At 58.7% G+C, this 18,161-nt stretch carries 18 protein-coding genes; 10 read left to right on the forward strand and 8 right to left on the reverse strand.

The annotated features are described in order from the left end of the window. Positions 1 to 10 precede the first annotated feature (10 nt). The 6 genes from AC1ROR_RS12040 to AC1ROR_RS12065 form a co-directional block, all read right to left on the reverse strand. On the reverse strand, positions 11 to 370 hold the full coding sequence (locus AC1ROR_RS12040) for a hypothetical protein (RefSeq protein ID WP_035219873.1): 360 nt from the start codon (positions 368 to 370) through the stop codon (positions 11 to 13). A gap of 95 nt (positions 371 to 465) precedes the next feature. Further along, the gene (locus AC1ROR_RS12045) at positions 466 to 1,317 is read right to left on the reverse strand and encodes a C40 family peptidase (protein WP_498589512.1); all 852 of its coding nucleotides are present in this window, start codon (positions 1,315 to 1,317) and stop codon (positions 466 to 468) included. A gap of 17 nt (positions 1,318 to 1,334) precedes the next feature. Then, entirely contained in the window at positions 1,335 to 1,679 is a 345-nt protein-coding gene (locus tag AC1ROR_RS12050; protein ID WP_498589514.1) for a MarR family transcriptional regulator, read from the reverse strand. Positions 1,680 to 2,045: 366 nt separating this feature from the next. Next, complete coding sequence (locus tag AC1ROR_RS12055; protein WP_080833108.1) at positions 2,046 to 3,152, reverse strand: DUF475 domain-containing protein; 1,107 nt, start codon at positions 3,150 to 3,152, stop codon at positions 2,046 to 2,048. Between the two features lie 292 nt (positions 3,153 to 3,444). Then, complete coding sequence (locus tag AC1ROR_RS12060) at positions 3,445 to 4,362, reverse strand: DMT family transporter (protein ID WP_035219874.1); 918 nt, start codon at positions 4,360 to 4,362, stop codon at positions 3,445 to 3,447. Between the two features lie 125 nt (positions 4,363 to 4,487). Beyond that, positions 4,488 to 5,369: a LysR family transcriptional regulator gene (locus AC1ROR_RS12065; RefSeq protein WP_080833104.1), complete on the reverse strand. Its 882-nt coding sequence runs from the start codon at positions 5,367 to 5,369 to the stop codon at positions 4,488 to 4,490. 106 nt (positions 5,370 to 5,475) lie between these two features. Here AC1ROR_RS12065 and AC1ROR_RS12070 point away from each other — a divergent pair, with 106 nt between their 5' ends. The 3 genes from AC1ROR_RS12070 (at position 5,476) to AC1ROR_RS12080 (ending at position 9,332) form a co-directional block, all read left to right on the forward strand. Next, the gene (locus tag AC1ROR_RS12070; protein WP_035219487.1) at positions 5,476 to 6,972 is read left to right on the forward strand and encodes a CoA-acylating methylmalonate-semialdehyde dehydrogenase; all 1,497 of its coding nucleotides are present in this window, start codon (positions 5,476 to 5,478) and stop codon (positions 6,970 to 6,972) included. A 229-nt stretch (positions 6,973 to 7,201) separates the two neighbouring features. Beyond that, positions 7,202 to 8,272 carry a YjgN family protein gene (locus AC1ROR_RS12075; protein ID WP_035219489.1) on the forward strand — a complete coding sequence of 357 codons (1,071 nt, stop codon included), beginning with the start codon at positions 7,202 to 7,204 and terminating at the stop codon, positions 8,270 to 8,272. Next, entirely contained in the window at positions 8,262 to 9,332 is a 1,071-nt protein-coding gene (locus tag AC1ROR_RS12080; RefSeq protein WP_139785997.1) for a M48 family metallopeptidase, read from the forward strand. Before AC1ROR_RS12075 ends, AC1ROR_RS12080 begins: the two co-directional genes overlap by 11 nt. A gap of 48 nt (positions 9,333 to 9,380) precedes the next feature. On the opposite strand, the gene AC1ROR_RS12085 is transcribed toward AC1ROR_RS12080, so the two are convergent. Further along, a complete protein-coding gene (locus tag AC1ROR_RS12085; protein WP_498589515.1) occupies positions 9,381 to 10,430 on the reverse strand; it encodes a Fe(3+) ABC transporter substrate-binding protein in 1,050 nt (349 codons plus the stop codon). Positions 10,431 to 10,603: 173 nt separating this feature from the next. Between AC1ROR_RS12085 and rirA the strand changes: the two genes are divergently transcribed. From rirA to AC1ROR_RS12120, 7 genes are all read left to right on the forward strand, one after another. Next, complete coding sequence (gene rirA / locus AC1ROR_RS12090) at positions 10,604 to 11,077, forward strand: iron-responsive transcriptional regulator RirA (RefSeq protein WP_035219495.1); 474 nt, start codon at positions 10,604 to 10,606, stop codon at positions 11,075 to 11,077. A 168-nt stretch (positions 11,078 to 11,245) separates the two neighbouring features. Further along, positions 11,246 to 12,292 carry an AbrB family transcriptional regulator gene (locus AC1ROR_RS12095; protein ID WP_080833099.1) on the forward strand — a complete coding sequence of 349 codons (1,047 nt, stop codon included), beginning with the start codon at positions 11,246 to 11,248 and terminating at the stop codon, positions 12,290 to 12,292. 140 nt (positions 12,293 to 12,432) lie between these two features. Beyond that, positions 12,433 to 13,344: a glycine betaine ABC transporter substrate-binding protein OsmF gene (gene osmF, locus AC1ROR_RS12100; protein ID WP_498589517.1), complete on the forward strand. Its 912-nt coding sequence runs from the start codon at positions 12,433 to 12,435 to the stop codon at positions 13,342 to 13,344. An 82-nt stretch (positions 13,345 to 13,426) separates the two neighbouring features. Continuing rightward, on the forward strand, positions 13,427 to 14,593 hold the full coding sequence (locus AC1ROR_RS12105) for an ABC transporter permease (protein ID WP_498589519.1): 1,167 nt from the start codon (positions 13,427 to 13,429) through the stop codon (positions 14,591 to 14,593). Further along, on the forward strand, positions 14,590 to 15,528 hold the full coding sequence (locus tag AC1ROR_RS12110; protein ID WP_498589521.1) for an ABC transporter ATP-binding protein: 939 nt from the start codon (positions 14,590 to 14,592) through the stop codon (positions 15,526 to 15,528). The genes AC1ROR_RS12105 and AC1ROR_RS12110 overlap by 4 nt, the downstream gene beginning before the upstream one ends. Continuing rightward, positions 15,525 to 16,265 carry an ABC transporter permease gene (locus AC1ROR_RS12115; protein WP_498589522.1) on the forward strand — a complete coding sequence of 247 codons (741 nt, stop codon included), beginning with the start codon at positions 15,525 to 15,527 and terminating at the stop codon, positions 16,263 to 16,265. The genes AC1ROR_RS12110 and AC1ROR_RS12115 overlap by 4 nt, the downstream gene beginning before the upstream one ends. A 108-nt stretch (positions 16,266 to 16,373) precedes the next feature. Beyond that, entirely contained in the window at positions 16,374 to 16,862 is a 489-nt protein-coding gene (locus AC1ROR_RS12120) for a gluconokinase (RefSeq protein ID WP_035219505.1), read from the forward strand. On the opposite strand, the gene AC1ROR_RS12125 is transcribed toward AC1ROR_RS12120, so the two are convergent. Beyond that, on the reverse strand, positions 16,859 to 18,160 hold the full coding sequence (locus AC1ROR_RS12125) for an NAD(P)/FAD-dependent oxidoreductase (RefSeq protein WP_498589524.1): 1,302 nt from the start codon (positions 18,158 to 18,160) through the stop codon (positions 16,859 to 16,861). The two genes, AC1ROR_RS12120 and AC1ROR_RS12125, sit on opposite strands and share 4 nt — an antisense overlap. Position 18,161: the final 1 nt, after the last annotated feature.

Here is an 18,161-nt window from a genome sequence, read left to right on the forward strand (position 1 = left end):
TCATATTACTTCAGAAGGTCGGGTCGACGGGATTGATGCCGGGATACCAGTCCTTGGAGACGGGATTTCTGCCGCCAAAGCTGGAAATGCCGTTTTCATCGGTGCAGCGGTAACCCTGAACGGGAAGCCCGCGGCTGCCGAAAACATCACGGTGCGGACCCCTGGCATATCCAGTCACGCCAAGTTCGCTGTGGCAGGTGTAACGGACTTTAGGTTGCAGCGTTCGCGGGTCCTTGACGCCGGGCAAATTCGCGTAGGCGTCGGGCGCCGGGGCAAAACCGTTCTGATAAACAGTCTGCGCCTCGGCGGAAGCGCTCAATAGAACCGCCGCGATAACCGCTGCCAATCGTGTTGCCGTTTTTGTTTTCATCGATGCCGGTCCCGTACCATCACCCATTTGATGTAGGCTCTCGGCAGCATTCGCACAAAGGGCGAGGCAGGCACAATTTCGTGAAAAGCTTCCCCTCAGCTTTCCAGACGCCGGAAAGCCGTCGGCTTTTCATAAAGCCAGCCGATACGCTCGATGGCCGCATCGAGATTTTCGCGCGCGACATTCATCGTATGGCCATTGGCGTGCAGCAGCGTTTCCTCATTTTCCATGAGGCCGACATGGCCCTTCCAGAAGACCAGATCGCCGCGGCGCAATTCATCACGTTCGATCTCCAGGCCAAGCGATTTCACCTGCATGTCGGTATCGCGCAGAACCCGGCGGCCCGTCATTGCCATGGACAATTGCACGAGGCCGGAACAATCAATGCCGAAGCCGGAGCGTCCACCCCAGAGATAAGGCGTTTCGATAAAACGTAGCGCCACCGCCACATAGTCTTCTTCAAGAGCCGCATCGGCTTCCCGGCAATGGGCGGCGATGACCCCCTCGCCTTTTTCAGTCAACAGATAACGGGTGCCGCGTGTTTCCGCCTCACCGACAATCCGGATCAGGCTCCCCATGGACAAGGCAGCAACCGGCGGCTTGCGCAGTTCGGCGGAAGGATAGAGGAAGGTGCGCGGCGCAACCACCTGATGGGTAGCGGCGACCACATCGCCGATCACCGTCTCCGGCACATAACCGGCATAACCATCCGCATCCGCCTGCACCCAGCCCCAGCCATTCGCACGGTCGAAAACGCGCACGGTTTCGCCAAAGAGGAGCTCCGTATCGATACCGGCAGCAAGGTCGGGCGTTGGCCGCAGACCGGTCACGGGGGCCGTAATCTGTGCCGCGGTGCCGGTTACAAAACGTTCGGCCTGGACCAAACCTTGCAGTTTCTCGTCGGCCAGATCGGAGCGGAAGACATTCAGGCGGCGGTCGAGCATCATGGGTTCACATCCAGGGGTTAGATCTTGCGCGCCTGATCAATAATCAGATCGCCGAATTTTTCCAGATAGAGCGCACCTGCCACCGTGCGTTTTATCACAACATTACGCTTGTCCCGCTCGTCACGCACCCTGTCAACCAGCCCCAGCGCCCCGAGACTGTCGAGTGCGCGGGTGATGACCGGCTTGGTCACGCCCAGCATCGCGGCCAGTCCACGAACAGTATGGGGCGGCGGCATGAGGTAAATCTGCAGCAGGATCGCGGTCTGACGCAAGGTCAAATCCGGCGCATCGGCCGTTACCTGCGCCGTGGATACACGATGCCAAAGCCCAAGGGCCTCCGTAGGCGAAAGTTCTGCAGGCAAAAGGCTAAACCTTCCAGTCGTTATCCCACCGTTTTCATTCAACCGGAAGCAAAACTCAAGAACCATACCGCACAAACAAAACCGCCGCGCCTTCGCAAACCTTTAAGGTCGCGCGGCGCGGCGGTATTTATCGACCCGTTTTCCGGGCTTTAGTGTCCCCTCTGGACTTGCAATGTGAGATGCAGGAAGCGTGCCAGTTTTATTGCGGCGCACAAAAGAGAGCAGAAACAGGCCTTTAGAAGGCAAATCAGCTTTACAGTTTAAATTTTACGCAAAGAATAAATGGCAACAAAAATAGGCAACACAAGATTCAATGCCTAAAAACTGCCTTCCGCCTCAGCGGCGGAAGGCAAGGATCATCGCTGATCAGATTTCCGCGCCGCGTGCAGCGTCAACCGCATCAGCGCTTTGCTGACGGTTGTGGCGGATCGACGACCAGAGCGAGATGCCGATCAGGGTCGCACCACCAAGGCCGGTAATGACCTCCGGTATATGGAACATGGTCTGGACATACATGATGACCGACAGGATAAGGATCGCGTAGAATGCGCCGTGCTCCAGATAGCGGTATTCGGCAAGCGTTCCCTTTTCCACCAGCATGATCGTCATCGAGCGCACATACATGGCGCCGATGCCGAGGCCGATGGCGATGATGAACAGGTTCTGCGTGAGCGCGAAGGCGCCGATAACTCCATCGAAGGAGAAGCTCGCATCGAGCACTTCGAGATAGAGAAACGCCCCGAAGCCGCCTTTTGCGGCGCCTTCCAGCACTTCCTGGCTGCGATCGAGAATACCACCGACCACTTCCACCAGCAGGAAGGTCAAAAGACCCCAGATCGCCGAATGGAAGAAGGTATTGGCCGCGACCGGACCGAGCTCCGGATTGTCGCTAGCGCCGATGATGCGCGAGAAGATCAGCATAACGACCAGCACGAAGGCGATCTCGATGCCCTTGACGGAGGAATAGACCGCAGCCTTTTCCTCGATCCAACGCACCCAGTGCACGTCCTTTTCATGGTCGAAGAAGAAGTTGAGGCCAACCATCATCAGGAAGGTGCCACCGAAAGCAGCGATCGGCAGATGGGCGTCACGCATGATCTCGGAATAACGTTCCGGCTCCGTGGCGGCCATGACGAGCGCCGTCCAGGGGCCGACATTCGCGGCAACGACCACGATCAGCAGCGGGAAGACGATACGCATGCCGAAAACGGCAATCAGAATACCCCAGGTCAGGAAGCGGTGCTGCCAGACCGGCGTCATCTCCTTGAGCTTGTTGGCGTTGACGATGGCGTTGTCGAAGGAAAGCGAGATTTCCAGCACGGCGAGCACCGCACAGATGAAGAAGATCGTCGCCGTGCCGCTGACCGTTCCGGTCATTTCCCAGCCAAGATAGCCGCCGAGGATGAGACCGACGATGGTGACGATAAAAGCCCACTTGAAGTAGGACAGCGTGGTTTTCTGGGCGGCGCTCATGTCCGGTTACCTCCGGTAACGAGAGCGATAGCGGACCGACGCGAGGCGTCAGGCCGCACGCAGAAAGCACGCGCGCGAAGCACATTCAGGTTTTTCATAGTTTTTAATCCGCCGGCCAATTTTTGCAGGCGGTACCGACATCGCGAGAGCGCCGTAAAACTCTCGCCAGAGGGGCCCGGCACCTTTGTTTCCTCTGCCCTTGCGAGACAAATCATCGCAGGGCCCCTTCTTACTCCCTGAAGATCACGCCTTCGTCAAGTCCCGTGAGTGTAACAACGGCGGACAAGAAAGATCAAACCTGCTCCGCAGCCAGTCCTTCGGCGGTTTCGCGACGGCGTTTGAGCGTATTTTCGCGGAAGAAGATATAGAGGCCGGAGAGAACAATCAGGCCCGCACCGACGACGATACTCGTCTGGGGCACATCACCGAAGAACAGCCAGCCGAAAATCACCGCCCAGAGCAGCAATGTATATTGCAGCGGCGCGACAGTGGCGGCGTCCGCGAGTTTCAGGGCCCGGTTGACCAGTACATGCGCCGCCATGGCGACCACGCCGAGCAGGCCGAGAAACGCCAGATCAAAGCTGGACTGGACCGGCAACCAGCCGGATGGCGTGACGAACACCGCAACAATGCCCGCAAGGGCGGCGCCGATGATCTGCCAGAAGGCGAGTACGGTATCCGGCGTATTGCGTAGCTGGCGTCCGGACAACATCATGAAGGCAAATGCGGCGCTGCCGAGAATGGAGAACAGCGCGGCGGAGGTGAGGCTTGCCGAACTTGGTTTCAGCGCGATAAGAACGCCGACAAAACCGATGGCAATGGCCGTCCAGCGACGCCAGCCCACCTTTTCCCCAAGCAGAAACGGCGAGAGCGCCGCCACATAGATCGGGGCCGCAAGCCAGTAAGTCATGACGTCGGCCAGCGGCAGGCTCGCAACGGCGAAATAGAAACAGAAAAGCTCGGCGGTCGAGAAAAATACGCGCGCCACCTGGAGAAATGGCCGCTCGATTTTCACGAGGCCGGGAAGACCGGCTCGCCAGACAATCGGAACGAGGATGACAAGGGCCGCAGCACTTCGGATCAGGATAACCTGACCCTGGCTATAGGTGGAGACGAGCCATTTTCCCATGGCGTCGTTCAATGCAAAAAGCAGCATTCCAAGCAGCATGACGGCCACGCCAAGGCCAGTCGGCGACAGCTTTCTTATCATATTCGACATGTCAGATTCCGATTTCTCCCAATGGCTGCATTGGTCGTTCACCCAACCGTGCCTTGTCAAGCCCGGAGCCATCGGACTCGCACAATAATATTACTAATAGATCGGGAACGTCGGTTTCAGGTGAAGATTCGCCGTTCTTCGGCCACGAGTTCCTGAAGAAAATCGACCACCGTGCGGACACGAACCAATTGGCGGGCGGACTCGTGATAGGCCGTCCAGTAGGACCGGCTGATACCGAGATGTGGCATGATCCGCAGAAGTTCGGGATATTGCCCGGCGATGTAATTATGCAGGATGCCGATACCGGCGCCGGAGCGCACCGCCTCCGTCTGGCCGGTGGCACTGGAGATTTCAAAGGCGGCATCCCAATCGCGCATGATTTCGCCGGTGTAATTCAGGGAGGGCGAGAAGATCAGATCCTCCACGTAACCGATGCGGCGATGGCGTTTCAGTGCGTCGACATCCGCCGGCGTTCCGTATTCAGCGAGATAGGCCTCCGATGCATAAAGCCCCAGCGAATAGTCGGTGAGCTTCGAAAACATCAGCCTCCCCTGCTCCGGCCTTTCGATCGTGATGGCGATATCGGCCTCGCGCTGCGACAGGGAGAATGAGCGCGGCACCGGCACAAGCTGGATCTTCAGCTCGGGATACCGTGCCGTGAGCCTGCCAAGCCGAGGCGCGAGAAAGGACACGCCGAGACCATCCGGCGCGCCGATACGCACCGTTCCCGCCACCGCCGTATCGACGCGGCCGAGATTTGCCTGGGCGTTCAGCATTTCGGTTTCCATGCGTTCGGCCCCGGCAAGAAGGCGCTGGCCTTCTTCCGTCAGCTCGCAGCCATTGGTGCTTCGCAAAAACAGCTGCGTGCCGATGGCCGCTTCCAGTGCGGAAATGCGCCGGCTGAGGGTGGCATGGTTGACGCCAAGCTTTCTCGCCGCTGAAAGAAACTGGCCGCTTCGCGCAACGCTTAGAAACAAACGCACATCATCCCAGTTCACGGCACCCTCATTATGTCTATTTTTGCACAATGGATGCTTATTTCAGGCAATTGATTTGTGCAAATCGAAAGGTAATGCTGCGCCATCACATTCTGGAGGAAAACCCATGAAGGAAATCGGTCATTTCATTAACGGCAAGCATGTGCCCGGCACCAGCGGCCGCACATCGAATGTCTACAACCCGGCGACCGGCGAAGTGCAGGCAACCGTTGCGCTTGCCAGCGACGCCGAACTGCGCGCCGCCGTTGAAAGCGCCAAGGCGGCACAGCCCAAGTGGGCGGCCACCAACCCGCAGCGCCGCGCCCGCGTTTTCTTCAAGTTCGTCGAACTTCTGAACCGCGACATGAACGAGCTGGCTGTGCTGCTCTCCAGCGAGCACGGCAAGACCGTCGAGGATTCCAAGGGCGATATCGTGCGCGGCCTCGAAGTCTGCGAATTCGTCTGCGGCATTCCGCATCTGCAGAAGGGTGAGTTCACCGAAGGCGCCGGCCCGGCCATCGACATGTATTCGATCCGCCAGCCGGTCGGTATTGGCGCAGGCATTACACCGTTCAACTTCCCCGGCATGATCCCGATGTGGATGTTTGCGCCGGCGATTGCCTGCGGTAACGCCTTCATCCTCAAGCCTTCCGAGCGCGACCCGTCGCTGCCGATCCGTCTTGCCGAACTGATGATCGAGGCCGGTCTTCCGGCTGGTATTCTCAACGTCGTCAACGGCGACAAGGGTGCTGTCGACGCCATCCTGACCGATCCGGATATCGGCGCTGTCTCCTTCGTCGGCTCGACGCCGATCGCCCGTTACGTCTACGGCACAGCCGCCATGAACGGCAAGCGCGCGCAGTGCTTCGGCGGTGCGAAGAACCACATGATCATCATGCCGGACGCGGATCTCGATCAGGCGGTGAACGCATTGATGGGTGCGGGTTACGGTTCGGCCGGCGAGCGCTGCATGGCCGTTTCCGTTGCGGTTCCGGTTGGCGAAGAGACGGCAAACCGTCTCGTTGAAAAACTTATCCCCCAGATCGAAGCATTGAAGATCGGCCCCTATACCGACGACAAGGCCGATATGGGCCCGCTCGTCACCAAGGAAGCGCAGACGCGCGTCAAGGGCCTGATCGACAGCGGCGTCGAACAGGGCGCGAAGCTTCTGGTCGATGGCCGCGACTTCAAGCTGCAGGGCTATGAAGACGGCTATTTCGTCGGCGGCTGCCTGTTTGACCACGTCACTCCTGATATGGACATCTACAAGACGGAAATCTTCGGACCGGTTCTCTCCGTCGTTCGCGCCAAGAACTACGAAGACGCGCTGGAACTGCCGATGAAACATGAATACGGCAACGGTGTCGCGATCTACACCCGCGACGGCGATGCCGCCCGCGACTTCGCAAGCCGCGTGAATATCGGCATGATCGGCATCAACGTTCCGATCCCGGTTCCGCTTGCCTATCACTCCTTCGGCGGCTGGAAGGCTTCGAGCTTCGGCGACCTCAACCAGCACGGCACGGATTCGATCAAGTTCTGGACGAAGACCAAGACGATCACCTCGCGCTGGCCGTCCGGTATCAAATCGGGTGCCGAATTCGTCATGCCGACGATGAAATAAGCCGACACGACCGAAATGCTAAAAAAGCCCCGCTGTTTTCACGGCGGGGCTTTTTTGATTAAAAAGATAACTAAAAAAATCAAGTTTTCTTCTGTCAAAATAATTCCACTTAAAGCTGTTATCGCGTAAGAGTGCCGTTGCGGCGTGGGGACGCTGCCAAACCGACGAATAACGGGGAAGCTTGCAAACTCAATCTGCCCGGAGAGGGGCATGCCATGAGGGATTATTTATGAGTGACATCTCTGTCCGTGCGGATCAGCGCGGGATCGAACGCGGCTCCTTCACCGGAAACGCGAAGGAATATTTCGGAATCTGGATCGTCAATATTCTTCTGACGATCATCACCATCGGCATCTATTCCGCCTGGGCGAAGGTGCGCCGCAAGCGTTACTTCAACGGCAATACCGTGCTTGCCGGCCGCGCCTTCGGTTATCACGCCACCGGCGGACAAATCTTCAAGGGCCGCCTGATCGCCTTTGCCTTCATCGTCATCTCGCAGCTTGTTGGCCTCATCCATCCGTTTCTGGTCTTCCTGCCGTTGATCCTGCTGATGATCTTCTTTCCCTGGCTGATCACACGCAGCATCCGTTTTAATGCGCGGGTGACGAGCTATCGCAATGTGCGTTTCGATTTCGTCGGCACCGCCGGCGGGGCTTTCGTTTCCATTCTGCTTGGCGGCCTGGTCGCGCTCTTTTCCTTCGGCATTCTGGCGCCTCTGGCCAGCCGTTGGGCGAACCGCTACATTTTCAGCAATCTGCGTTATGGTGATCGCCCTTTCACTGCCGATCCGAAGATTGGCGCGCTTTACCGGGTCTGGATCATTCCCGCCATCATGGTCGTGATCGGCAGCGTCGTGGTCGGCTTCTTCGGCATTGCTGCCTTTGCCGCCAACAGCGCGATGCTCGAAGATGAGACGACTGCCATGGTGACTGCGCTTGCCTCTCTCTATATCGGTCTTTTTGGCGCATTTCTCGTCTATGGCCTTGCCGGCGTGGTTTATCGCACCGGTGTTCGCAACGTCGTCATCTCGTCCATGTTGCTTGACGGAAAGCACGACCTGCACAGCGACCTTCACCGCGGCCGTTACCTCTGGATCGTCATCTCCAACCTGATCGTCACCGTTTTCACCTTCGGCCTGATGCGGCCTTGGGCGGCGGTGCGCGAGGCGCGTTACACCGTCGAGCGCACGGCAATCCGTTTCAACGGCGATGTGGGCGAGGTACTCTCCTCCATGGAGGCGACGGGTGCGGCCGTCAGCGCCGAATATATGGATATGGAAGGTTTCGAATTTGGTTTCTGATACCGGAGAAACCGTTTCGGGCGAGTGGCATGCCGCTCGCTCAAACCTTTCGAGCGCCGCCAGGTTAAAACTTGGCGGCACTGTCCTTCTCGTGCTCGACGCCGGGGACAACCATGTCAGAACCCAGGCCGAGATAAATACGGTTGAGATCAGCCATCGGGTCGGGGCCATTCCCCGGGAGCTGCACTTTCCTGACGGCTCGCTCTTTGAAACACGCGACAATGATGGCGTGGACCGGCTGCTCGGCCGGCACATCACGAAACGTTCCGGCTTCGTGCATTGGCTGGAACAATTTCGTCCACGGCTGGTCGGCATCGCGGCCGCGGCCGTTCTTCTCGCCTACGGCACCTACAAGCTTGCTCTTCCGGCCCTCGTGGAGGTGGCGGTTGCCGTCACGCCGCCAATCGTTCCGCAGGTCATGTCGGCCAGTACGCTGCAGGCCTTCGACAAGACGGTGTTTTCTCCGAGCGCCCTGCCGCAGCCGGAACAGGACGCGATCCGTTCAGAGTTCGCAAAGATCGCCGCCCACGCTGAAGGCTCGCCCGAGGACTACAAGCTGAATTTTCGCGAAGGCGGCTATATCGGCCCCAATGCTTTTGCGCTTCCGGACGGCACCATCGTTCTGACGGATGAACTGGTGGAGCTGGCCGGTGACGACAGGCAGATGATCATCGGGGTTCTTGCGCATGAAATCGGCCATGTCGAATATCAACACAGCCTGCGGCAGCTCTATCGCGCCGCCGGTGTCGCCGGTCTCGTCATGCTGATTGCCGGCGATGTCGGTTCGGCCATGGAAGATATTCTCACCCAGGGCGGCGGCCTTCTGGCTTTGTCGCATTCGCGCGACGCCGAACGGCAGGCCGACCAGCGCTCCGTGGAATTGATGCGCAAGGCCGGGTTGGATCCCACCGCGATAGAGCGTTTCTTTGCGCTTCTTGAGGAAAAACTCGGCGACAAGGGCGGCACCAGCATCGTGTCCACCCATCCCGGAACGCCGGAAAGGCGCAAGGCTATCCTCGACTACAATGCGTCTCTGGACGAAAAGCCGGCGGGAAATTGACCCGCCGGTAGCCTAACTCTCAACCGATCGCGGGCATTGGCAGCGACATCAATTGGTTGGGCCGTCGTTGAAACCGACTTCATCCACCAGCTCGGATGCCTGTTTGCGATGGGCGGCGATATCCGTCAGCGGCAGCTTGTCCGGATTAATGGGGCCGAAGCCCTTCACCACATCGGAAGGCTCCGCGCCGGGCAGGACCGGATATTCGAAGACCTGCTTGGCATAGATTTCCTGTGCTTCGCGCGATGCGAGGAATTCCATCAGCTTCAGCGCATTGTCCTTGTTGGGCGCGTATTTCGTCAGGGCCATGCCGGAAATATTCACATGCGTGCCGCGATCGCCCGCATTGGGGAAGATCACCCGCACCGATCCCGCCCATTCCTTTTCTTCCGGCTCGCGGTCGTTGGTCAGCATCAGGCCGACATAATAGGTATTGCCAAGCGCAATATCGCACTCGCCGGAAAAGATCGATTTTGCCTGGCTGCGGTCGGTTCCGTCAGGCTTGCGCGCCAGGTTGTTCTTCAGGCCCGTCAGCCATGTACGCGTATAATCCACACCATGATGGGCGATCATCGAGGCGATCAGCGCGATATTGTAGGAATGCTGGCCGTCGCGAATGCAGATCTTGCCCTTCCATTTCGGATCGGCAAGCTCCTCATAGGTGATGTCCTTCTGGGTCACCCGTTCCCTGGAAGCATAAACAACCCGGCCACGCGTCGTCAGGCCGAACCATTCGCCCTGCGGATCGCGCAGATTGGGCGGAATATCCTTCTCGATGACGGGATCGTTCAGCACTGGCTGCGTGACGCCGCCTTCCTTCGCCTCGACGAGACGGGCAATATCAACCGTCAGCAGAATATCGGCCGGCGAATTGACCCCCTCGGCCTGAATGCGCTCCACCAGTCCCTTATCGAGGAAAAGAACGTTGGTCTCTATGCCCGTTTCTTTCGTGAAGGCATCGAGCAACGGCTGGATCAGCTCCGGCTGTCGATAGGAATAGACGTTTACCTCACCATCCGCAAAAGCGGCGGGAGCGGCCAGAACCATCGTCAACCCGGAAAAAACGGCAGCGGAAAAACATGATTTCAAGCTTGCCATTACGAATGCCTCCATTACATTCAGATTCTTGACTTGTTTGTTCATGAATCATCGGGCCGGTCAACAAGGCCGTTCGAGAAATATCGGATGGATGCCAGTTTTTTCAGTTTCTGGAATTGTTCTAAACTGAAAAAGAGACTATATAACTCCACATTGAGAGTTAGGAGACCAGCATGCGTTTGACCAAACAGACCAACTATGCCGTTCGCATGTTGATGTATTGCGCCGCGAATGAAGGCAAGCTGAGCCGCATTCCGGAGATTGCGCGGGCTTACGGCGTCTCTGAGCTGTTCCTTTTCAAAATTCTGCAGCCGCTCAACAAGGCCGGGCTGGTGGAAACCGTGCGCGGCCGCAATGGCGGTGTGCGTCTTGGCAAGCCTGCAGAAAAGATCAGCCTGTTTGACGTGGTGAAGGTGACGGAAGACAGCTTCGCGATGGCGGAATGCTTCGAGGATGGCGCTGTGGAATGTCCGCTTGTGGACAGCTGTGGGCTGAACTCGGCACTTCGCAAGGCGCTCAATGCCTTCTTTGACGTGTTGACGGAATATTCGATCGACGATCTCGTCAAGGCACGGCCGCAGATCAACTTCCTGCTCGGGATCGATACGGAAATGCCGAAGGTTGCCGCTCCTCTGCCGGCTGCCTGATCGTCCCCTGCCTATCGGCGGTTACCAAGCCCGTGTCCGCAGGCCACGGGCTTTTCTTTTATAAAATCGCTCTTGAAATATAATATTTTTGGCCCCGCATGTTGACGTCGCAAGACGAAGCGGCGCATTTGGTCGCGAGCTTTTCTGAAGCAACCCATCAGCGTCGCAATGATCATCAAGCCTGAATTCCATACATTTGCGCTTACCGCGCTTGTCGGCAGCATGGGTGCGCTCATCGCCAGCCTCCTCAATATCCCGGCCCCCTTTCTTTCCGGCCCTGCACTCGCCGTGACGATCACGGGACTGGCCGGCGTGAGGCTCGGAATTCCCGCCTTCATCCGCAATGCCTGTTTCGTCATTGTCGGCATTTCGATGGGAACGAGCGTCACGCCTTCGGTCATCGATGCTGCAAAAACATGGCCCCTGAGCTTCGTCGTCGTGCTCGTCGCCGTCGTCATCATGCTCTATGTCGCCTACTGGATCCTGCATTACGGCTTCGGATATGACAGGACCACGGCGATGCTCGGCGCTTCGCCCGGGCACCTCAGCTACATCATCAGTCTTGGCGCGGAGACGAAAAGCGACCTTGCGACGGTCAGTATCGTGCAAAGCGTGCGTGTGCTGGCGCTCACCCTTTCCGTGCCGCTGATCGTCGAATATTTCGACCTCGTCAGCACGGAACCGCTCATCGTCAACCCGCCGATGGGCCTTTTCACACTGGCGCTGACCATTGGCGCATCCCTTGCGATGGGATGGCTCTTCCTGCGATGGAAGTTTCCGGCAGCCCTGCTGCTCGGCGGTGTTGCCGTGTCCATTGGCACCCATATTACCGGCCTCACCGAGGGCGGCGTTCCGACCTGGCTCAGCCTGCCGGTCTATGTGCTGATCGGCTGTCTCATCGGTACCCGTTTTTCGAATGTATCCCTGATGGACGTTCGGAAAGGCTTTCTGGCGGGTTTCGTCGTCACAATCGCCGTGATGGTGATCGCCGGAAGCATTGCCTGGATGATTTCCGGCATCACCGGCGTTCCGCTCAATGCCGTCATGATCGCCTATTCGCCGGGCGGCCTCGAAACCATGGCGGCCATGGCGGTGATGATGCATGCCGATACCGCCTATGTCGGGTCGCATCACGTTCTGAGGCTTCTGTTCCTGTCCGTCCTTATGCCGCTCGTCATGGGCAAGGATGCACGCAAGCAGGACGACAAAACCTGAGCCGGACCAGCGCGCCTGCCATTCCCGCAAAAAAAGCTGGTGGTGTTGCAACCATTTGTTCTTCTGGTCGTTCCTGTTTCTCCGCAATTGCGACGGCAATTTTCGCGTGTTCGACAGGCTGACCCACCGGAGGAATTTTCATGAAACGCGTGATGATGTTGACAGGCGTCGGATTGGCGCTTGCATTTTATGGTTCCATCGCTCAGGCGCAGGTGGTCGTGTCGTCGAAGATCGACACGGAGGGCGGCGTTCTCGGCAACATCATCCTTGCCGTGCTGAACAAAAACAATATCCAGACGACGGATCGCAACCAGCTCGGCGCCACCCCGGTGGTGAGAAAAGCGATCACTGCGGGCGAGATCGACATCTATCCGGAATATACCGGCAATGCCGCCTTCTTTTTCTCCAAGGCGGACGACCCGCTCTGGAAGGATGCCGCAAAGGGTTATGAGGAAGCGAAAACGCTCGATTATGACGCCAACAAGATCGTCTGGCTGACGCCATCACCCGCGAATAACACCTGGGCGATTGCGCTTCGCAAGGATGTCGCCGACAAAAACAATCTGAAAACGCTTTCGGATTTCGGAAAGTACATCGCCGATGGCGGTGCGGTGGTTCTTGCCGCCTCCTCGGAATTCGTCAATTCCGCCGCTGCCCTGCCGGCATTTCAGACAACCTACGGCTTCACCATGAAGCCGGATCAGCTGATCACGCTATCCGGCGGCGATACCGCGGCCACCATCGCCGCTGCCGCCAATCAGACAAACAATGCCAATGCGGCCATGGTCTATGGCACCGATGGCGGCATCGCCCCATCCGGTCTGGTCGTTCTTGAAGACGACAAGCATGTGCAGCCCGTCTACCAGCCTGCACCGATCATCCGCGAAGAGGTGCTGAAAAAGTATCCCAATATCGAGGAATTGCTGAAACCCGTATTCGAAAAGCTGGATCTGGCGACCCTGCAGGACCTGAACGCCCGCGTGCAGGTGGGTGGCGAACAGGCCAAGGCGGTTGCGACCGACTTCCTGACGAAGAACGGTTTCCTCAAATAACAGCCTTTGGGAAGCGGGATGGCGGAAACCCATGCGCGGTTTTCACCATCCCGTACGAACCCACGATCCGGGGGAGCGGAATTTGACGAAATGGCCTGACAAGGTGGGCGTGCTGATTTCGTGCCTGCTTCTCTACGCGCTTTTTGCATCTCCCTTCATGACGTTCCGCGCCAACCGGATCATTCAGGGCGAAACGCGCACGATCTTCGAAGCCCTTCCGGTGCCTGCTGCTATCCTCCTCGCCGCCATCATTGTTGGCGCCGCCTTCATCGCCTTTTTTCGTTTTCCGACGCGCCTGAAACTCGCAGCCGCGCTGGTTGGCCTGGCAGTGCTGGCGATCTTCGTCGGGCGGGCGGCCTCTGCGCTGACGCCTGAAGGCAACAATTTTGCCCGCGTTTCGCCAGCCAGCGGTTTCTGGTTGATGTTTGCAGGGTTTGCGCTGCTCACTACTGATTGCATTGCACGTCTCCAGCCGAAACCGTCTATACGGATTTTGCTGTTGCTGGGGGCAATCGCGACGCTCGCGGCGGTGCTGACAAGCGGCCTCTGGGACGATCTCTCCATCATCAAGGAGTATACCGGCCGGGCCGATATCTTCTGGACCGAGGCGCTACGGCATGTGGAGCTTGCCATCGGCTCGCTGGTTGCGGCAACCGTGGCCGGTATCCCGCTCGGCATTCTCTGTTATAAGGTCGAGCGGTTGCGCGCCGGTGTGCTGAACGCTCTCAATATCGTCCAGACCATTCCCTCCATTGCCCTTTTCGGTCTTCTGATTGCACCACTCGGATGGATCGCAGCCAATGTGCCCGGCGCGGCGAAGATCGGCATCGCCGGCATCGGCATGGCGCCCGCCTTCGTGGCGCTGTTTCTCTATTCGCTGCTGCCGGTCGTTTCCAACACGGTTGTCGGTCTTTCCGGCGTCTCGCAGGCCGTGCGGGAGGCCGCGCGCGGGCTTGGCATGACACCTGTGCAAAGACTGCTGCGGGTGGAATTTCCGCTGGCCATGCCGGTCATTCTCACCGGTATCCGCATCGTTTTGGTGCAGAATATCGGGCTTGCGACCATCGCGGCATTGATCGGCGGCGGCGGATTTGGCGTTTTCGTGTTTCAGGGCATCGGACAGACGGCGATGGACCTCGTGCTGCTTGGCACCGTGCCGACCGTTCTCATCGGCTTTGCCGCTGCGATCGCGCTCGATGCCATCATCGACAGCAATCTCTTCAGCGCAGGCGGAAGGCAAAAGGCATGATCGAGATCGACACCATCACGAAACGATATGGCGATGCGGCCGTGGTCGATCAGGTATCGCTGACCGTGGCGCCGCACACCGTTACCGTCATCGTCGGCACTTCCGGGTCGGGAAAAACCACCCTGCTGCGCATGATAAACCGGCTGGTGGAGCCGACATCCGGCACGATCCGTATCGACGGAGAGGATGTGAGCACTATTCCGGGCTACAAGCTGCGCCGTCAGATCGGCTACGCCATTCAGGGCCATGGTCTGTTTCCGCATCGCACCGTGGCGGAGAATATCGCGACCGTTCCACAGCTGATCGGCTGGGACCGAAAGCGCATCAATGCGAAAATCGATGCGCTGATGCATCTCTTCCAGCTCGATCCGGCGCTTTATGCCGACCGCTTTCCGCATGAGCTTTCGGGCGGGCAGCAGCAACGCGTCGGCGTGGCACGCGCGCTTGCGGCAGAGCCGAACATTCTTCTGATGGACGAACCTTTCGGTGCGCTGGACCCGGTGATCCGCGCCAAGGCGCAGAACGATCTTCTCGATATCCAGAAAAAGCTCGGCGTTACCATCGTTCTCGTCACCCATGATATGGATGAGGCCTTCCATCTGGCGAACCGCATCGCCGTGATGGACAAGGGCCGTATCGTTCAGGATTGCCCGCCAGCCGAGCTGGTGCTGAAACCGGCAACGGATTTCGTGCGTACCATGATTGGCGAAAACGAACGCGCGCTGAAACTGCTGTCGGTCCTGTCCGTTGCAGAGGTCGTGGAGCCGGGAAGCGCTGAAGGCAAACCGCTGAACGAGCATACCAGCCAGCGCGATGCCCTGTCGGCAATGTTGTGGGCGGGCTGCGATGCCCTTCCGGTGCTGAAAGACGACGGCCAGCCGGCGGGCCGGGTGCGGCGCGATGTTCTCCTCCAGCGTGCTGCCGGAACCCCATGAAGAATGCCGCTTCGTTTTTCGCCCCCGGCCTTCTGGTAGTGGCGCTAATCGTCTTTCTCGCAACGCCGCAGGTCTTTGCGCCATTGTTCCGCCCTCTCGTGCAGGCCAATGCGCCGGCGATCTACACCCAGGCCGACCTGTTTTCACTCACACTGTCGCATCTCGCCATTGTCGGGATTGCCACGGGGCTTGCCACGCTGGTGGCCGGAGCGCTCGCGGTTCTCGTCACCCGCCCCTTCGGAGCGGATTTTCTGCCGCTGTCGCGCAGCATCGTCAACATAGGCCAGACCTTTCCGCCGGTGGCGGTTCTGGCGCTCGCGGTGCCGATGATCGGTTTTGGCGAGAAACCCACGCTCATCGCACTGTTCCTCTATGCGCTGCTGCCGGTTTTCGAAAACACGCTGACGGGACTGACGACCCTGCCGGCGGCCGTGATGGATGCTGCCAGAGGCAGCGGCATGACCGGCTGGCAACGGCTTGTCAAAGTGGAACTGCCTCTTGCCCTCCCGGCGATCCTTGCGGGCATCCGGCTTTCGGCAGTCATCAGCCTTTCAACCGCGACCATAGGCTCGACGGTCGCGGCCCGCACGCTCGGAGAAGTCATTATTGCGGGCCTGCAATCCAACAATCTCGCCTTTATCCTTCAGGGCGGGTTGATCGTTGCCGCACTCGCGATCCTGATTCACGCTGCCTTTTCTGCACTGGAAAGAGCAGCGGCCCGCAAAACCGGGCACTGACATGAGGAGCCACTGCATTTTTATGTTCCCGACATCCGCCTCGCATGTTAGGGGCTGACCGTCGAAACAGAAACATTCGAGGTTCGGGTGACACAGGCAATCGTCGTGATGGGAGTGAGCGGCTCTGGCAAGACCACGGTCGCAGAGGAACTGGCGGAAAAACTGGGCGTTGCCTTTATTGAGGGCGACAAGCTTCACCCTAAATCCAATATCGATAAAATGTCCGACGGCATTCCGCTGACCGACGACGATCGCTGGCCGTGGCTGGACGTGATCGGCGCAGAATTGCGCAAGGGCTATGAAAACAATGGTGTCGTCGTTTCCTGCTCGGCGCTCAAGAAAATCTACCGCGACCGCCTTCGCGAGGCTACCGGCGGCCCGCTCGCTTTCGTTTATTTGGATGGCAGCCTCGAACTCCTCAGCGGGCGCATGGGCGAACGCAAGGGCCACTTCATGCCGCTCTCGCTGCTCCAGACCCAGCTTGCCACGCTGGAAGTGCCGACCGGCGAACCGGGTGTCGTGACCGTCAGCATCGACGCCACACCTGAGGATATTGCGAACAACGCACTTGCCGGTTTGAAAGCGGTGACGTTTTAAAATCCGAGCCTGTCGCGCATGCCGTACCACCACGCACCAAGCACGGTCAGCGGCACACGGAAGGTCTTGCCGCCCGGGAACGGATAGTTCGGCAGGGAACTCCAGACATCGAAACGCTCGGCGTGGCCCGCAACGGCCTCGCCCAGTATCTTGCCCAGCAAATGCGTGGTGGTGACGCCGTGGCCGCTGTCGCCGTGCGAAAAATAGACATTGTCAGATAGCTTGCCCATATGCGGGATGCGCGTCAGTGTCAGCGCGAAATTGCCGCTCCAGGCGAAGTCGATCTTCGTCTTTTCCAGTTGCGGGAAGGTCTTCAGCATGTTCGGGCGGATAACGCCGGTCAGATCCGTCGGGTCACTGCCGCCATAACCGATACCGCCGCCATAAAGCAGGCGATTATCGGAGGTGCGGCGATAATAATCGAGAATGTAATTCGCATCCTCCACGCAATAATTTGCGGGCAGAAGTTCCTCGATCAGGTCGGCATCAAGCGGCTCCGTCGCCGTGACCTGACTTGAGACCGGCATCATGCGGTCACCGATTTCCGGCAGCAACTTTCCGAGATAGGCGTTGCCGCAGACGAGAACATATTTCGCCTTCACGCTGCCCATCGCCGTGCGCACGACCGGATTTGCGCCCTGCTCCACCGAAATAACCCGCGAATTCTCGAATATGCGCGCACCGAGACTTTCGGCCGCCGCCGCTTCCCCCTGCACCAGATTGAGCGGATGGATGTGGCCGCCGAAACGGTCGATCATGCCGCCGGCATAACGATCAGTGTGTACGTATTTTCCGACATCGGCCTTGGCGACCATTTCAAGCCCGCCATGGCCGTGTTTTTCCCAATGGGCCTTATGGGCCTCCATCTCGTGGATCTGTTTCGGCGTAAAGGCCGCGAAGAAGCCGCCATCGACAAGATCACAATCGATGGCGTATTTCGCGATGCGGCTGCGGATGATCGTGCCGCCTTCCAGCGACATTTCACCGAGCCTCACCGCCTTTTCATGCCCGTAGCGGCCGGCAATGGTTTCGAGATCGCGGCTATAACCATTGACGATCTGGCCGCCATTGCGGCCCGAGGCGCCAAAACCGACCCGCACGCCTTCCAGCACGATGACCGAATAGCCACGTTCGGACAGTTCGAGAGCGGCGGAAATGCCGGTAAAGCCGCCGCCGATGACGCAGACATCGGCTTCCAGTGCGCCCTCAAGCGAGGGCCGCACGGATTTGACATTGGAGGAGGCCGCATACCAGGAGGAGGTGTGGCCGGGATTGGGAATGCTCGTCACCTCAGCCATC

Source organism: Agrobacterium sp. GW821-FHT14E08, assembly GCF_058803865.1.

Excerpts from the sequence above, each read along its gene's own strand:
- AC1ROR_RS12115 (WP_498589522.1), top strand. The coding sequence starts at position 15,525 with ATGAAGAATGCCGCTTCGTTTTTCGCCCCCGGCCTTCTGGTAGTGGCG.
- AC1ROR_RS12070 (WP_035219487.1), top strand. The coding sequence starts at position 5,476 with ATGAAGGAAATCGGTCATTTCATTAACGGCAAGCATGTGCCCGGCACC.
- AC1ROR_RS12120 (WP_035219505.1), top strand. The coding sequence starts at position 16,374 with ATGGGAGTGAGCGGCTCTGGCAAGACCACGGTCGCAGAGGAACTGGCG.
- AC1ROR_RS12045 (WP_498589512.1), bottom strand. The coding sequence starts at position 1,317 with ATGATGCTCGACCGCCGCCTGAATGTCTTCCGCTCCGATCTGGCCGAC.
- AC1ROR_RS12040 (WP_035219873.1), bottom strand. The coding sequence starts at position 370 with ATGAAAACAAAAACGGCAACACGATTGGCAGCGGTTATCGCGGCGGTT.
- AC1ROR_RS12075 (WP_035219489.1), top strand. The coding sequence starts at position 7,202 with ATGAGTGACATCTCTGTCCGTGCGGATCAGCGCGGGATCGAACGCGGC.
- AC1ROR_RS12110 (WP_498589521.1), top strand. The coding sequence starts at position 14,590 with ATGATCGAGATCGACACCATCACGAAACGATATGGCGATGCGGCCGTG.
- osmF (WP_498589517.1), top strand. The coding sequence starts at position 12,433 with ATGAAACGCGTGATGATGTTGACAGGCGTCGGATTGGCGCTTGCATTT.
- AC1ROR_RS12125 (WP_498589524.1), bottom strand. The coding sequence starts at position 18,160 with ATGGCTGAGGTGACGAGCATTCCCAATCCCGGCCACACCTCCTCCTGG.
- AC1ROR_RS12085 (WP_498589515.1), bottom strand. The coding sequence starts at position 10,430 with ATGGCAAGCTTGAAATCATGTTTTTCCGCTGCCGTTTTTTCCGGGTTG.
- rirA (WP_035219495.1), top strand. The coding sequence starts at position 10,604 with ATGCGTTTGACCAAACAGACCAACTATGCCGTTCGCATGTTGATGTAT.
- AC1ROR_RS12060 (WP_035219874.1), bottom strand. The coding sequence starts at position 4,362 with ATGATAAGAAAGCTGTCGCCGACTGGCCTTGGCGTGGCCGTCATGCTG.
- AC1ROR_RS12095 (WP_080833099.1), top strand. The coding sequence starts at position 11,246 with ATGATCATCAAGCCTGAATTCCATACATTTGCGCTTACCGCGCTTGTC.
- AC1ROR_RS12055 (WP_080833108.1), bottom strand. The coding sequence starts at position 3,152 with ATGAGCGCCGCCCAGAAAACCACGCTGTCCTACTTCAAGTGGGCTTTT.